16 protein-coding genes are annotated in these 13,294 nt (G+C 60.5%); 14 read left to right on the plus strand and 2 right to left on the minus strand.

From position 1 onward, the window contains the following. Nucleotides 1-157 precede the first annotated feature (157 nt). Nucleotides 158-331 carry a hypothetical protein gene (locus tag AB4Z15_RS03650; RefSeq protein ID WP_442016109.1) on the minus strand — a complete coding sequence of 58 codons (174 nt, stop codon included), beginning with the start codon at nucleotides 329-331 and terminating at the stop codon, nucleotides 158-160. Between the two features lie 162 nt (nucleotides 332-493). On the opposite strand from AB4Z15_RS03650, the gene mpaB reads away from it, so the two are divergent. Genes mpaB through AB4Z15_RS03720 form a run of 14 tightly spaced genes read left to right on the plus strand, consistent with a single transcriptional unit; the run spans nucleotide 494 to nucleotide 11,269 of the window. After that, the gene (gene mpaB / locus AB4Z15_RS03655) at nucleotides 494-1,498 is read left to right on the plus strand and encodes a daptide biosynthesis RiPP recognition protein (protein ID WP_442016110.1); all 1,005 of its coding nucleotides are present in this window, start codon (nucleotides 494-496) and stop codon (nucleotides 1,496-1,498) included. Continuing rightward, nucleotides 1,495-2,775 (plus strand): daptide-type RiPP biosynthesis aminotransferase, encoded by a 1,281-nt coding sequence (gene mpaD / locus AB4Z15_RS03660; RefSeq protein ID WP_442016111.1) that lies wholly within the window; start codon nucleotides 1,495-1,497, stop codon nucleotides 2,773-2,775. Before mpaB ends, mpaD begins: the two co-directional genes overlap by 4 nt. Beyond that, nucleotides 2,772-3,986 carry a daptide-type RiPP biosynthesis dehydogenase gene (mpaC, locus tag AB4Z15_RS03665; RefSeq protein WP_442016112.1) on the plus strand — a complete coding sequence of 405 codons (1,215 nt, stop codon included), beginning with the start codon at nucleotides 2,772-2,774 and terminating at the stop codon, nucleotides 3,984-3,986. Before mpaD ends, mpaC begins: the two co-directional genes overlap by 4 nt. A gap of 4 nt (nucleotides 3,987-3,990) precedes the next feature. Beyond that, the gene (locus tag AB4Z15_RS03670; protein WP_431116704.1) at nucleotides 3,991-4,134 is read left to right on the plus strand and encodes a daptide-type RiPP; all 144 of its coding nucleotides are present in this window, start codon (nucleotides 3,991-3,993) and stop codon (nucleotides 4,132-4,134) included. Nucleotides 4,135-4,182: 48 nt separating this feature from the next. After that, a complete protein-coding gene (locus tag AB4Z15_RS03675; RefSeq protein ID WP_263422335.1) occupies nucleotides 4,183-4,308 on the plus strand; it encodes a daptide-type RiPP in 126 nt (41 codons plus the stop codon). A 60-nt stretch (nucleotides 4,309-4,368) separates the two neighbouring features. Then, the gene (locus AB4Z15_RS03680) at nucleotides 4,369-4,506 is read left to right on the plus strand and encodes a daptide-type RiPP (protein WP_431116703.1); all 138 of its coding nucleotides are present in this window, start codon (nucleotides 4,369-4,371) and stop codon (nucleotides 4,504-4,506) included. A 13-nt stretch (nucleotides 4,507-4,519) separates the two neighbouring features. Then, nucleotides 4,520-5,407 carry a daptide-type RiPP biosynthesis methyltransferase gene (gene mpaM / locus AB4Z15_RS03685; protein ID WP_442016113.1) on the plus strand — a complete coding sequence of 296 codons (888 nt, stop codon included), beginning with the start codon at nucleotides 4,520-4,522 and terminating at the stop codon, nucleotides 5,405-5,407. Then, nucleotides 5,404-6,636: a YcaO-like family protein gene (locus AB4Z15_RS03690; RefSeq protein WP_442016114.1), complete on the plus strand. Its 1,233-nt coding sequence runs from the start codon at nucleotides 5,404-5,406 to the stop codon at nucleotides 6,634-6,636. The genes mpaM and AB4Z15_RS03690 overlap by 4 nt, the downstream gene beginning before the upstream one ends. Before the next feature lie 11 nt (nucleotides 6,637-6,647). Then, nucleotides 6,648-8,315 (plus strand): daptide biosynthesis intramembrane metalloprotease, encoded by a 1,668-nt coding sequence (gene mpaP / locus AB4Z15_RS03695; RefSeq protein ID WP_442016115.1) that lies wholly within the window; start codon nucleotides 6,648-6,650, stop codon nucleotides 8,313-8,315. Further along, the gene (locus AB4Z15_RS03700) at nucleotides 8,312-9,022 is read left to right on the plus strand and encodes an ATP-binding cassette domain-containing protein (RefSeq protein ID WP_442016116.1); all 711 of its coding nucleotides are present in this window, start codon (nucleotides 8,312-8,314) and stop codon (nucleotides 9,020-9,022) included. Before mpaP ends, AB4Z15_RS03700 begins: the two co-directional genes overlap by 4 nt. Then, a complete protein-coding gene (locus tag AB4Z15_RS03705; RefSeq protein ID WP_442016117.1) occupies nucleotides 9,019-9,768 on the plus strand; it encodes a hypothetical protein in 750 nt (249 codons plus the stop codon). Before AB4Z15_RS03700 ends, AB4Z15_RS03705 begins: the two co-directional genes overlap by 4 nt. Further along, nucleotides 9,769-10,458, plus strand: coding sequence for a hypothetical protein (locus AB4Z15_RS03710; RefSeq protein WP_442016118.1), 690 nt, complete (start codon nucleotides 9,769-9,771; stop codon nucleotides 10,456-10,458). A 29-nt stretch (nucleotides 10,459-10,487) separates the two neighbouring features. Continuing rightward, the gene (locus tag AB4Z15_RS03715) at nucleotides 10,488-10,673 is read left to right on the plus strand and encodes a hypothetical protein (protein WP_442016119.1); all 186 of its coding nucleotides are present in this window, start codon (nucleotides 10,488-10,490) and stop codon (nucleotides 10,671-10,673) included. Continuing rightward, nucleotides 10,670-11,269, plus strand: a complete 600-nt coding sequence (locus tag AB4Z15_RS03720; protein WP_442016120.1) for an NUDIX hydrolase — start codon at nucleotides 10,670-10,672, stop codon at nucleotides 11,267-11,269. The genes AB4Z15_RS03715 and AB4Z15_RS03720 overlap by 4 nt, the downstream gene beginning before the upstream one ends. A gap of 8 nt (nucleotides 11,270-11,277) precedes the next feature. Here the strand turns inward: AB4Z15_RS03720 and ggt are convergent, their stop codons facing one another. After that, entirely contained in the window at nucleotides 11,278-13,119 is a 1,842-nt protein-coding gene (ggt, locus tag AB4Z15_RS03725) for a gamma-glutamyltransferase (protein WP_442016121.1), read from the minus strand. Nucleotides 13,120-13,294 lie beyond the last annotated feature (175 nt).

A 13,294-nucleotide genomic window follows, 5' to 3' on the forward strand; every position in this document is an offset into this window, starting at 1 on the left:
CCATCCAAAAGGGGGCCTTGAATGGGGAAAAGAAGATGGTCCTACCGGCCTCACCCCTGCCGGCCTCACCTTAGTGCGATCTCAGCTCTCACTGTGGCCGGTTGCGAGGCGTCACTGACAGTCACCCTGGGTCGGCCACTTCATCTCCCTAAGATCCCTAGTCCTGAACAAGAATGAGATTCAGACAGACGATATCGGCAGCGGCGTCAGATTCGGAGCTGCAGCGCCAAGCGGTGGTTGCGTCCATGGATACGTTTCGCTCGATGGCGAAGTGGGCATCGGCCCAGGTGGAAGCATCATGGACGGCGGTTGCCTCGACATGATCGGGCATTGATTCCCACCACCTAGACCACCTTTCCCCACCACCTAGATAGCGCCACGCAGCACCTATCTTTGGGGCATTCCACCACCTAGTTTCAATTTCCTCCACCATGGCATCCACTCCGGCCCATAGCTTCGTCTCAAGAACGAAGGACTATTGGGGGTTGGGGAATTGACGTTAAGTCAGCAGCAGACCATTGCCGCAGCAGTGGATCAGTGGATTACCGGCATGCCAGGGCGCATCGCAGGCCGCGTTATTTTCGTGGAGAATCCCGAGCATATCGACTACGCGAAGACGCTGGTCACTGAGGGCTCAGTCATCCTTGCTCTCAACGGGGACAAGGACGACGAAGCCATCACAACCGTGTCCGGCTCGTTCCACGCCGCCGGGGAAGAACTCCTGGTAGACGGCACACTCAGCCTGGAAATCCAGGACTACGTGGCCATTCCTTTCGTCAATCTGGTGGGCGTAACAGTGGTCAGGATGACCACGAGCGAGGACTGGCATGCCTTCTTTGACGATGCTGAAGAAGCGCGGCGTTCGGGACGTTTCGTCCGGCAACTGACGGAAGTGAATGCTGTTCTGTCCGAGCGGGCGTTGCTCGCAGGGATAGAACAGCAGACCATCTCCTTGGCAAGGCTTCACATCACGTCGGATGGAAGAATTCTCAGCGGCCCATATGGAGCAGAGATTGGCCGGGTCGGCAATGCGATTGAAGACCTGCGCGCAAAGGCACTGGACCCCGGATCAGCCATGGCCAACTGCAACGTGGACGTGGAGGCCCTCAAAGCCAACCCGTGGATTCCGCGCTACCTTGCCGCCTTCGATGCATGGAAGTTCATCCCTCGTGAAGCCCGCGAGACCACCAGGTTTGTGGGCTTCGGAGTCAGCCTACTCAGCGCAGCATCGGGGGTCCCCTCGGCTTTCGCTCCCTTCATCGTCCAAAGGGCAGGGGAGTACACGCTCCTGGACACCAAGTCGGGTCGCGTCTTCAAGATTGGGGTTGACGCCGCCACCATCATCGAAGCCATCTCCAACTTCCGGGACGTCAGCGCTGCTGCGGCAGTCATAGCACCAGCCCTCAACGTCTCAGAGGCCGTAGCCACAGGGTCCGTGACGGCGGTCCTGAATCAATTCGAACAGCTCGGCATTGACCTTATCGGCACAAACCGATGACCGCACCCCTAAAACCCCCGACGCAGCTCCCCCTCTGGGTCCCTCTGGTAAGCCAACACGATTTCGAAGCAGCAAGCTACACAGCGGTCACTGCACAAGGTGTCCATGTCACGTTCGAAGACGGGCGACGACGGCTCTGCGCGAAGAGCGGCCTATGGAACGCGAACCTCGGCTACGGCAACGCACGGATTGCGGAGTCAATAGCCAAAGAACTGGAAACAGCGTCCTACCTCCCGCTCTTCCGGACCGCGCACAGTAGGGCTATCGAGGCCTCGAAAGCCCTCCTTGAATTGCCCCATCATCAATTCGAGCGCGTCCTCTTCTCCACCTCCGGAGGTGCCGCCAACGACGCCGGCATGAAGCTCGCCCGCCACTACTTTGTCCTGGACAAACAACCCGATCGCAAACTCATCGTCGGGTTAAGCGGCAGCTACCACGGGCTCACGTACGGAAGCCAGGCACTCAGCGGCGACGAGCTCGGCCAAGCCGTCTATGGCGTGGACAGGCGCAACATTCGGCACGTCCGGTTCGACGACGGTGGTGCCGAGCTGGCCCATCTCATGCAAAGGGAGGGCCATCGCATCGCGGCGGTCATCATCGAGCCCGTCCTTGGCTCGGGTGCGGAAGTCGTACCGGACGCTTTCGTGAATGCACTCCTCAAACACCGGGAGGAGCAGAGGTTCCTTGTTGTTGCTGACGAAGTCGCCACCGGATTCGGCCGTATTAAAGGGTGGTTCGCTTCAGATGAGTGGCGGGAAGCCCCGGACGTCATTGTTACTTCCAAGGGACTGACCAACGGCACCAGCGCATGCGCCGCCCTTCTTATCGGCCAGCGCGTAATCCAGCTCTTTGATAAGAACGAGGCCGTCTTTGTCCACGGCGAAACCCAGGCCGGAACACCAACAACCTGCGCTGCCATTCTCAGCACGATCTCCGAGATGAAAAGGCTGGATCACGCCACTTTGACCCAGCGGGTCTCAGAAGCCGTAAACAAGCTCATTGCCGAACTCCAGGGCATTCCAGGGGTTGGAGAATCCTCCGGCCGGGGCTGCATGCGGGGCATCCTGTTGCGAACCAAGACTGGATCACCCCTTTCTCCCAACGGTGTCCTGGCCGTCGTACGGCGGATCCATCAAGCCGGAGCCATCGTGCAGCCTGGGCCAGGCCGGATCCAACTCCTGCCAGCACTGACCTATACGCAGGAGAACTTCGAGGAACTGCACGCGGCCATCGTCGACGGGTTGGCAAAAGCAGAACGCGACGGTGTATTCGCATGATCGCGGATCGCACGTGGAACACGCGTTGCGTCGTCCTCGATCCAGGGATGGCACCCCGATACATTGGCGGGCTTACCCGCGGCCGGACCGGACTCGTGGTGGATAGTGCACTCGCAGGACAGAGGGATGCCCTCTTGGCCGGCGACCTCAAGGGAGCGCCAACGTTAGACCTACAAGCCGCCCCGGTCACAGTGGAGACCCTGAGGCTTGTGGGCAGTTTCATTCGCAAACACGCACTTCAGAGCGTTGTGGGACTTGGCGGCGGTTCGGTGCTGGACGCCGTAAAACTGGCGGCATTATTCACCGCAGACCCGAGCCTCACGATCTTCGTCGAACGTCATGCCAAGCGCTCGGGTCTCGTCGTTCTACCTCCGGTCGCTTATCCAAATGAGCGTCCCCGAACCGTCCTTCTGCCGTCAACAGTGGGGACCGGTGCTGAAGTCAGCGCTGTAGCGTGCCTGGACACCGCCGTCGGGCGCCGTTTGATCGCCTCACGTCACCTGTCAGGTGATGTGGCAGTGCTCGACTCCGGCAATCTCGCCACCCTGCCGAGGCAGCTGCTTTTCGAAGGGCTGCTTGAGGCGTTCCTCCGGGTGGCCGGCACCATGCTCGGGAGCAGCTCCAACATTTTCGACGACGACGGTTACTCACTTTTGGCGCGGATCGTCAGGCTCGGGAATCGAGTGACGCGTGAGGACGGGCCCGAGCTCAGACTGAAGGCGGCGCACCTCAGCATGGAGACGCACACGGGTTGGGCCCTGGTAGCTCGGGACCCCTACGGAGCGAAGCACTGGTATGTCGCCAGCGAACTCGCCTATATCACTGGGGCGAGAAAGATGACCGCCACAGCCTCGGTGATCAGTCCCATCTGGGAGGAGATCGCCAACGGAACCGCAGCCTGGGGTGACCGTAGCCGCCTTCTGGAGCTCTGGTCAGTGGTTACAGATGCGGATCCTTCATTGGACCCCAACCCCGCCAAGGGCATCAACCAATTGATGTGGCGGTGGGGCATCGCGCGACTGGACGCCATTAGCGAGCAGGCGTTGATGAAGACCACCGCCGCCGGGCTCCGGAACTGGGGTGGCGGGTTGCCGATGCTGCGGGGCCTTGATGGCGTGCAGATCCAGTACGTCCTCTCCAAGGCAGCGCTGGAACAACAAATCTTGCCAGGCCCAGTGGGCGAGCTACGAGCGGTAAGGGAAAGGGGGTGAGCACATGAGCAGCACTCTTGCACCCAGGACTTTGGACCTCACCGTTCAGGAACTGGAAAGCATCGATGTCCCTGACGACTGGAGCGAACGCATCCACGGCATCACCGTTGGCCTCGCATTGATCGGGATCGCCGTCAGCATCACCTGACGAGCCCGCGCAGGCCTTCCAACTTGCAGCGAAGGGAGGTGAACGCAAATGCAGAAACAGCTCAACATCTCCATCCAGGAGATCGAATCGCTGGACACCCCGGACTTCAACAACTGGTTCATCGGAGTGTCCCAGGGAGTTGCCATCGGCATTATCGCCGTCAGCATCACCTAACGCGTCCGGGAAACGGACAGGCCGAACAACAGCACGAACTACAAGAGAAAGGAGAACGCAATGATCGCAAACTCGAACCTTCAGCTGACCATCGAAGAACTGGAGAACCTCGACACCCCGGACGATACCCCGTGGTACATGCGCGTTGGTGACGTCATCATCATCGCCGGCATCGTCATCGGAATCGCCGCCACCTAGCTGGTGCACGCGGGTGGCGCGACGCTTCGCCGCCGCCCGCGTGGATCCCCGACTCCTACCAACTCCCGGAGAACACGAGCTGATGAATATGCCTCCCGACAAATCTGCCGATGCCATCCTGCGCGTCCTTGGCCACCTGGATCCTCCTGAGGATCTATACAGCGTTGCAGGGTCCCGCCTTTACGATCAGATCACCGCTGATGACCTGACCGAACTTCCCGAGATCCTGGCTGAGACACGCAAAACCACGGGCCCCATTCTGGAATTGGCTGCGGGATCGGGCCGGATCACCCGGCCGCTCCTCGCCCTGGGACGTCCTCTGACCGCCGTCGACTCCTCGCCGGAAATGCTCGCGATGCTCGCGGAAAGGATCGGCACCAGAGCCTTTAATCCCCGCGAAGTGCCGGTGGAATTGCTCGAGGCGGACATGTCCCGATTTGAGATCGACGGCGGCTTCGGTTGCGTCGTTCTGGGCGCCAGTTCCATCACGCTCCTGGACCCCCAAGACAGGAGGGAGTTGTTCCGCCGCGTCCGTGACTGCTTGACGCCCGACGGACGCTTCCTGTTGACGGTACTGAACGCCGACACTCACCAGGCATCGGAAGGATACGACGGCGGGACCACAGTTTCGGCGCTGGGCGAGGACGCATTCCTTATCACCGTGGAAAGCCGTGATCCGGTCAACGGGGCCAGGCACGTAACCATGATCCACGTTGGCTTCGATGAAGGCGGCACGTACCGATCGTCCGCGTATTCAAGCGACATCGCATTCGTCAGTAACAGCCTCATCGAGGAAGAAGTGCTGGCAGAAGGCCTCACTATCTTCGAGCGTCGCCCAGTCCGCATTGCCACGCAGGTTCCCGGCCTGAACGACATCGAGCTATGGGTGTGTGGCAGATGAGCATCGATCCTGTACTTACCCTTGATCCGTCGCTGGGTCTTGTTTCCTCCGCGACGGTCTATTTGCCAAACGAGGTAGGGCTCTGGCGAACCGTAGCCTCGCTCGCAAATGGGCGGCCCGACGGGAAGGGTTTCGCGACCGCCGTCGGAGCTTTTGATGTGAAGAAGCGGTCCTCCATGACGCGGGGCGCAGGCGAGGCCGTAGAGCGTTTCGCGCTGGCGCCGGTGGCAGCTGACGTCGAACACCTCCTTATAGGCAGGGACGCAATCGACAAGCGGATCGATTTTGTGTCTGCAGGGTTGGGACGCGCCTCCGCCCTCGCCTTCGACTTCCCGTGGTACCGGGCAACGGACTTGCTGACAGGCCAGGAATCACACGTACCAGCTCCTGTGGTGGACTACGCCGCTGCTGGATCCACGCATCCGGATCCATGGAACGGGTTCTTTGATCCATCGCCGAATGGCGCAGCGTCCGGTCCGTCAGAACACTTCGCGCGAGCATCCGGCATCGGTGAAGTCATAGAACGGGATGCCTTCCTTTCTGCCTGGCGCCAAAGGGTTCCCCTCCACGAGTTCGTGGCTGGGTCGATGCCGGCAGATGTCCTCCACGCCCCAGGCACACGGGGTTTGCTTCTGCTTCTGGAGGCTGCACGCAAAGCTGACATCGCCCCAACGCTGGCCTTCATCCCACAGGGTAAAAGTCCCTTGCATATTGCGGTCTGCATCATCGCTGGCGACACGGGGCACGGCCACTTCGGTGCTGTTGGACTCAAGGCGGCCGCCGACCCCGTCGCCGCTCTGAAGGGAGCCCTGCAGGAAGGCCTGCAGATTCGCGAACTGTTCCTTTCACGGATGCCGTCGGCAGTTCCATCACCGGAAGTGATCGACGACGAATCCCGTGCCGACTTCTGGACCACAGGGCAAGCCCTGGCTGAATTACTCTTGTGGGTTCGAACGTTCAGGCCTGCCCACTTTCCGCAGGTCAAACCCATTCCGAACGTCGACGTCCTGGTGAAGTTTTTGGCGGGGCGACACATTCGATCACACTGGGTCAGCCTCACCCACCGCCTCCCAGCGGCAATTCAGGAACTCGGGTGGGTAGCGGGCAAGGCGATTTGTCCCGGTGCTGTTCCGCTGACGATGGATGAAACCAAAGGACTGGTCCAGATGCCGTCCGGTTCGGTCTGTGACCCCTCCGGTATGTCCCTAACACCGCACCCGCTGATATGAGAAAGCTCGCCATGCTCAGATCGTCCAAGACCCCGACACCCGTTCAGTGGCCGGTTCAGCTGGCGCCAGCGGCCTCCATTGATCAACCGTTAGCGGACGGCGGCCCCTGGATTGTTGCCACAAACAGTGTTCCAAAAGCCCGGGTTTCAGCAGATGTGGCCGCCGTCCTCAGAGCAGTTGATGGTGAGAGAAACCCCGCCCAGGTTGCCCATCTTTTGGGGTTGCCGTGGACGGCTGCCGACGTCATGGGGATCGTTCGGCAGTTGGCGCACACTGGCATTTTCGACGGCGGCACGAACCAGCCGAGGGACCGGCGGGTTCAATTCCGGGCACCGTTGACGGTGCAGTTCACCTTGTTCAATCCGGTGCCGCTCCTACTGCGGTTCCGCCCTGTTATTGCTGCCTTTGCGCGGCCAATAGTTGCCTTGCCCCTTGCCTTGCTTCTCATCGGCGGCATGCTGGGTGCCTTGACGGCTGGCCCAAGCATTTGGCGGGTCTTGGCGACGCCGCTGCCACTTGAGGTATATCTGTACGTTGCTCTTGCGATGTTTGCCTCCACGTTGCTTCATGAATTCGGCCACGGAATGGCTCTCAGCTACTTTGGCGGCACCCCTCGGCGAATCGGTATCATGCTGTTCTACCTGTCCCCGGCCTTCTTCTGCGACGTAACCGATGGCTGGCGGCTGAGCTCACGAAAACAGCGGGTGGTGATCGCCCTCGCCGGGCCCCTGGTCCATCTTGGTCTGGGGAGCATCGCGCTGGCGGTGCAAACTTTACTTCCGGCGTCCTCTGTGAAGGATGCGGCTCTGCTCTACGGCGTCATTTGTTGGGCTGTTGCCATTCTGAATCTTTTCCCATTCATCAAGCTGGACGGCTACGTTGCGTTGATGTCGGCTGTGGACATCCCCCACCTTCGCCAGAAATCCGTAAAGGCACTGGCTGACGTCGTGGGCTTCCGGATTCTTGGAGCGCGGGCCACCTTTCGCGGCAATGGTTTGCTTCCATGGTTCGGACTGGCGAGTTTCATCGCTGGCGTCGGCTTCATGATTATTGGCTTTCAACGCATAGTGCCGATCTTCCTGCAGCTCGGATACTCAGGGCACATCGTGGTGTTTGCCATCCTCTGCCTGCTCATAGTGGTGGCGTTCAGGAGCGTGGTTCAGTTTTTCCGCGCGGCTGCGAAGAACGGCAGCCCACTGTGGAGGCGTGCCCTCGCCACGCTCGTCGGCTCTCTGGCCATCGGTGCACTTCTCGCCGTGATCCCCGTGAGTCCCGTGACCGTTGCGGGCTACACCTATATAAATGGCCAGCTGCTCATCGTGACGCCCAACGGAGCCAGCGATGGTGCGCTGGAACCGGGCGACAGCGTCACCTTGCAGTCACAGGGAATGGTCATTCACGAAAACCTGGGCCGCGCCACGATTGGGGAGCACCCGCCGTCGTTATCCACGGCACCTGTGGACACCATCGTTCCCATTGCGCTCGCAGGTACCGCCCTGCCTGTGCTGGCCTACGTAGGTCAGGTGGAAGAAAGCACATCCCTTCCTGCTTCGGGGCGGGCGGAAGTAACCAGCCGAAGCCAAACAACTTTGGGGGAGTGGCTCTGGAAAGCCATTTCACATTCCCCGTTATGGCCTGGTCAACCCGAACGCGACGACTCCACGAGAGGGCACTCATGACAATCCACGCCAGCTTCGAGGGATTCACCAAGAGAAGGGGCAAACGATTGACCGTCGAGGATCTGACGTTCGATGTGCCTGCCGGGCGGGTTGTGGGACTCATCGGACCCAACGGCGCCGGAAAGAGTACGGCACTCGGAGGGCTGACAGGTTTGGTGGAGGCGACGTCGGGCCGGGCAACAGTCTTCGGAACCGCCTACCGCTCGCTCAAGAGGCCTGCCGTACACGTTGGAGTGAACTTGGACGGGATGGAAGTAGAGCCTGGATTGACGGGCCGTCGTCATCTTCAGATTTGTCAGTTGGCAGCAGGCGTGAGTCGGGAAAACGTTGAGCGGGTCCTGGAAATCGTGGACCTAGCGGCCCACGCCGACAGAAAGGTCCGGGACTACTCGCTGGGGATGAAACAACGGCTGGGGATTGCATCTGCCGTCATCGGAAACCCTCGGCTACTTGTCCTGGACGAGCCCGCGAACGGTCTGGACCCGGCGGGCATCGTGTGGCTGCGCGGCTTTCTGCGCAGGTTCGCTGAGTCCGGCGGGAGTGCCTTGGTCTCAAGCCACCAGCTGATGGAGCTCGAACAAATTGCCCACGACGTCGTCATCCTGAAGCAGCGGACATTGTTCCAAGGACCCCTCGAGCAAGTGAAGGCCCTTGGTGGTGGAAGCCTTGAATCCGCCTATTTCAAGATCCTCGCGGATGCCCAATGATGGGGCATTCGAACGCCAACTGGGCCGGTGGACTACGCGCTGAGCTACTCAGGTACTTCAGCGGATATTCCATTCTGGGCGTCATCGCATTCAGCGCCTTGGTGCCTTGGTTCGTGGCCAACTTCCTGGGCTGGCCGGACAATGCAGACGAACTGTCAGCGACCGAGAACATTCAAGCGTTTTGGGCTTTGGCCACCACCATTGCGATCGTGGCCACCTTTGCCGGGAGCTACCTGGTCACACGCGAGTCCTACTACGGGACGCTCCGACGCAGCGTAGTGATGTCCGGGCTAATACACCTTGTGGCGGTCAAGTATGCGACGGCGCTTGTGGTCGGCCTTGCCACTCTGGCGGCCGGGATCGCGGCTTGGGGAGCCAGCGTCGCCTTCACCCTGGCACCGGAAGTGCGCGCGGACCTCATTTCCCCCGACTCTTGGCGAGCCCTGCCCGGCGTCGTGCTTGCATCCGCTGTTGGTTCCCTGTGGGGTTGCTCGCTCGGCTGGATCATTCAGCACTACTACGCGACGACGATCGCCACCATGCTTATTCCGCTGGCCGTCGAACTGCCCATCTTGGCAAACGATCCGGATATAGGGCGTTGGCTGCCGTCCGGTGCGTTGGCAGGCATTGCCTCTCTTCCTTTTGAGGGCCTTCTCCCACCAGGTCCCGCCTTGTTGGTCTCGCTGGCGTGGCTCCTCGCGGCGAGTGCCGGCGCCGTTGCGGTGCTCACGAGAAAGGAGTTCTAAATGGTGTCCGCACTTCTTGCGGATCTTCGCCGCCCGTGGCTGTGGAAGGGGTCAGGGATTGCTTCCCTGCTGGTGATCGGGCTCCTGGCCACGCTCGTGGTGGCAGCCATCCTCGAATCCACCACGCCCCCTCCGGATCTTGAAGGCGTTCTTCGAGGGGCAGGGTTATCGCTCATGCTCGCGGGTGCGGGTGTGATGGGCTCTTTTTCCTTCACCGCGGATTTCCGGGCAGGATGCCTTACACGCAGGGTTCTGTTGTTTCAAAGGAACCCGGCGTTCATTGCAAGAGCACTTACAACTGCTCTGGCAGCAATCCTGAGCGGCGCGATGGTGGGCATCTGCTTCGGTCTTGCCGGGGGAATATTCGCCCAAGGATGGCAGGTCAGCCCGCATGTGGTGCTGGCCTTCGCTGGAATGGCAGCCATGGGATCGGCCTGGGGATTCGCGATCGGTTCCCTCCTTCGCAGCCATCTTGTGAGCCTCTTCGCGGTTCCCCTCAGTTTGGTTGTGCCGCAGATCCTGTCCCTGGGCAATGCCGAGACTTACCTCTTCCCATTCGAAGCTGCCGAGTGGGCGAATCAAGCGGCAGTCCACATACCGGCGTCGGAGTCTTTCTTCGGGGCCGTTGCTTGGCTGTTAATCATCTTGGGGGCAGCCTGCGCCGTGTTCTCCAGGCGTGACTTGGCCTGACAAACTACCACTCAATCAAGGAACTCATTGTGAATCGTAAACCGATGGTTTGGCTGCTTCTCGCCCTCGTTATGGCCTCCTATGCCACCTACATTTTCCTCTCAAGCGGCAGCGAGTCTGTCTGGTCCCTCATTTCCGGAATCATCATCGCGGCAGCTTCGTTGGTGATGGTGTGGAGATTCTGCCGGGAACTCAAGACCAACCGCCAAGAGTGAACAATTCCGACGAATTGTGGCGAAAGCTCTGGACTACGCGTGCTTACAAAGGCTTTGTCACCATCAATCAAGACACGTACTTGGAAGCTGACGGCTCAGTCTCAACCTGGGACGTCATCGCAAGCCCCGACTCGGCAGCGGTTCTCGCCTTCACAGAGGGCGGAACTGATGTGGTGTTGTTTGAGCAGTTCCGCGTGGGCCCAGGAAAGGCATTGCTGGAACTGCGCGGGGGATACCTGAATGAGAACGAAACTCCGGTACATGGCGCCCAACGCGAGTTGGCCGAAGAAACAGGCTATGAATCGTCAGCCGTCTACTACGCAGGATCCGAATGGTGGTCCGCCAACTCGTCCCGCCGGAAGCATTTGATCATTGCAGCAGAAGCCCGCCTCGGAAGCGACCCATCGTGGGACCCTTCCGAGGCGGGCTTCGTACGACTATTGCCAAGCGATGAATTGATGGACTTCCTGCTGAGCGGTGAACTGACAGACGCGGGACTCGCCTGCCGCGGACTTATGAAGTTCGCTGCCAGCGCCCAAGAGAGCCCGACGTTGGAAAAACTGCAGGCAACAGTCCGAGGCCTGTTTCCTGGCTAATACGTCAATCACGGCCCGCTGCTTGGCTTCAAAACCATGGCCGATCCACCTCCACGACGTTTCGACTCAGCTGCAGCCGTAAGCTTTCCGCCGTCGCCGAACTCAATCGCCGTAGCCGCACCTATTTCGGCCGCTGAGGTGAAAGCATCACCGGCCGGGACCAGATCATGGCCCAACGATTTCAGTGCAGGACCATAAGCATCAATGAACGCCGGCTCGGAACTCACGGTGGGCCCGTTTCGAGGAGCTGCACGCGGAGCTGCGATGGCCTCAGAGATATCCATCCCCAGGTCAACGCGATTCAGAATCGTCTGCAACACGGTGGTGATGATGGTGGATCCGCCCGGGGAGCCGAGAGCCAGGAACGGGTCACCGTCTTCCAGGATGATGGTTGGCGACATCGAAGAACGGGGACGCTTGCCTGGCTGGATCCTGTTGGGGTCCGTCGCCTTATATTCGGCGCTGAAGTCAGTCAGCTCGTTATTCAAGAGGAACCCGCGGCCTGGGACGACGATTCCAGATCCACCCGTCTGCTCAATGGTCAGGGTGTACTCCACCACGTTGCCCCACTTGTCAGCGACAGTCAGGTTGGTGGTGGAAAGGTTCTCGGTGTCCGTCTCGTCAGCGAGCGGTGCGGTTCCGGCCGGGCACACGCCGTCGTACGTCGTTATGTCACCCGGGGCGACCGGCTTCTCGGCAGCCACGTTGGGGTCGATCTCGCAAGCGCGTTCCTTGCCGTAAACCGGGTCGGTGAGGACATCGGTGGGAACGTCAACGAATTTCGGGTCACCCACATAGGCGCCACGGTCCGCGAAGGCCAGCGAGCTGGCCTCGAAATAGTGGTGCAGGGCATCCTTCGGTTCCATGCCGGCGAGATCAAAGGGTTCCAGGATGTTCAGCGATTCGCCAACCGTGGTGCCGCCGCTGCTGGATGGCGCCATCCCGTAGACGTCATAGCCGCGGTAGTTCACGTGCGTCGGATCCTGGTCCACAGCCTTATACGCCGCCAGATCGTCAGTGCTCATGAATCCGGTTGGAACGGGCAGATCAGTCTCGCCCGATTTCGGCGGCGCTTTCACTGCAGACACGATTTCTTCTGCGAGCGGGCCCGTGTAGAAAGCACTGGTGCCTTGCTTCGCCAACAGGCGGTAAGTTTCGGCCAGCTCGGGGTTCTTGAAGATACTCCCGACGGCGGGAGCGTCACCGCCGGGGAGGAACAGGTCCTGCGTGGAGGTGAACGTATTGAAGCGGAACTTGTTGTCCAGGGTCTGGTTTCGGAACGTATCGTCTACCACGAAGCCGCGGTTGGCTACTTTGATGGCAGGCTTGAGGGCCTCGCCCAGGCTTACTGAGCCCCATCGTTCAAGGGCCCGCTCCCAGGCGGCCGGAGTCCCCGGGACGCCGACGGAGACGCCGCTGGTTGGCAGCTCAGGCCTCTTGGTCGTAAAGAGGTAGGGCTTGCCTGTGGCGGGATCGATGAACGCATCGTTCGGCATGGTTGCCGGCGCCGTTTCGCGGCCATCGATGGTGCTGACTTTCTTGGTCTTGGCGTCGTAGAACACGAAGTAGCCGCCGCCTCCAATGCCGGCGCTATACGGTTCGGTGACACCCAGGGTGGCAGCGGCGGCGACAGCTGCGTCGGCCGCGTTACCACCTTTGCGGAGTACTTCGATGGCGGCTGCTGAAGCTTCCGGATCGACTGTGCTCACGGCGCCGCCGTACCCGGTGGCAGTAGGGTTTTTGTCGGTTTCGCGAGGGTCGGCGAAGGCAGGAATCGCCACCGCTCCGCTTGTCACGCTTAGGGCCAGGGCTGCTGTGACCGCAGCCAATTGGCGTCTCACATGTGTCATGGTTCTCCCAGATTTTTCCCAGACGATGATGTGGTTGACGGTCCGGCCACCCTACTTCGGGACATTGGGGAGATTCAACGGTTGTAATTCCGGGTGCAGAAAGGGTAAAGAAGGGCCAAGGAGCCCGGTGGTATTGTTACTTATCACGATCAGCCCGCTCGCCTCACGGCTCGGG

Origin of the sequence: Paenarthrobacter sp. 2TAF44 (assembly GCF_052114885.1) — a bacterium.
Taxonomy (GTDB): Bacteria; Actinomycetota; Actinomycetes; order Actinomycetales; family Micrococcaceae; genus Arthrobacter.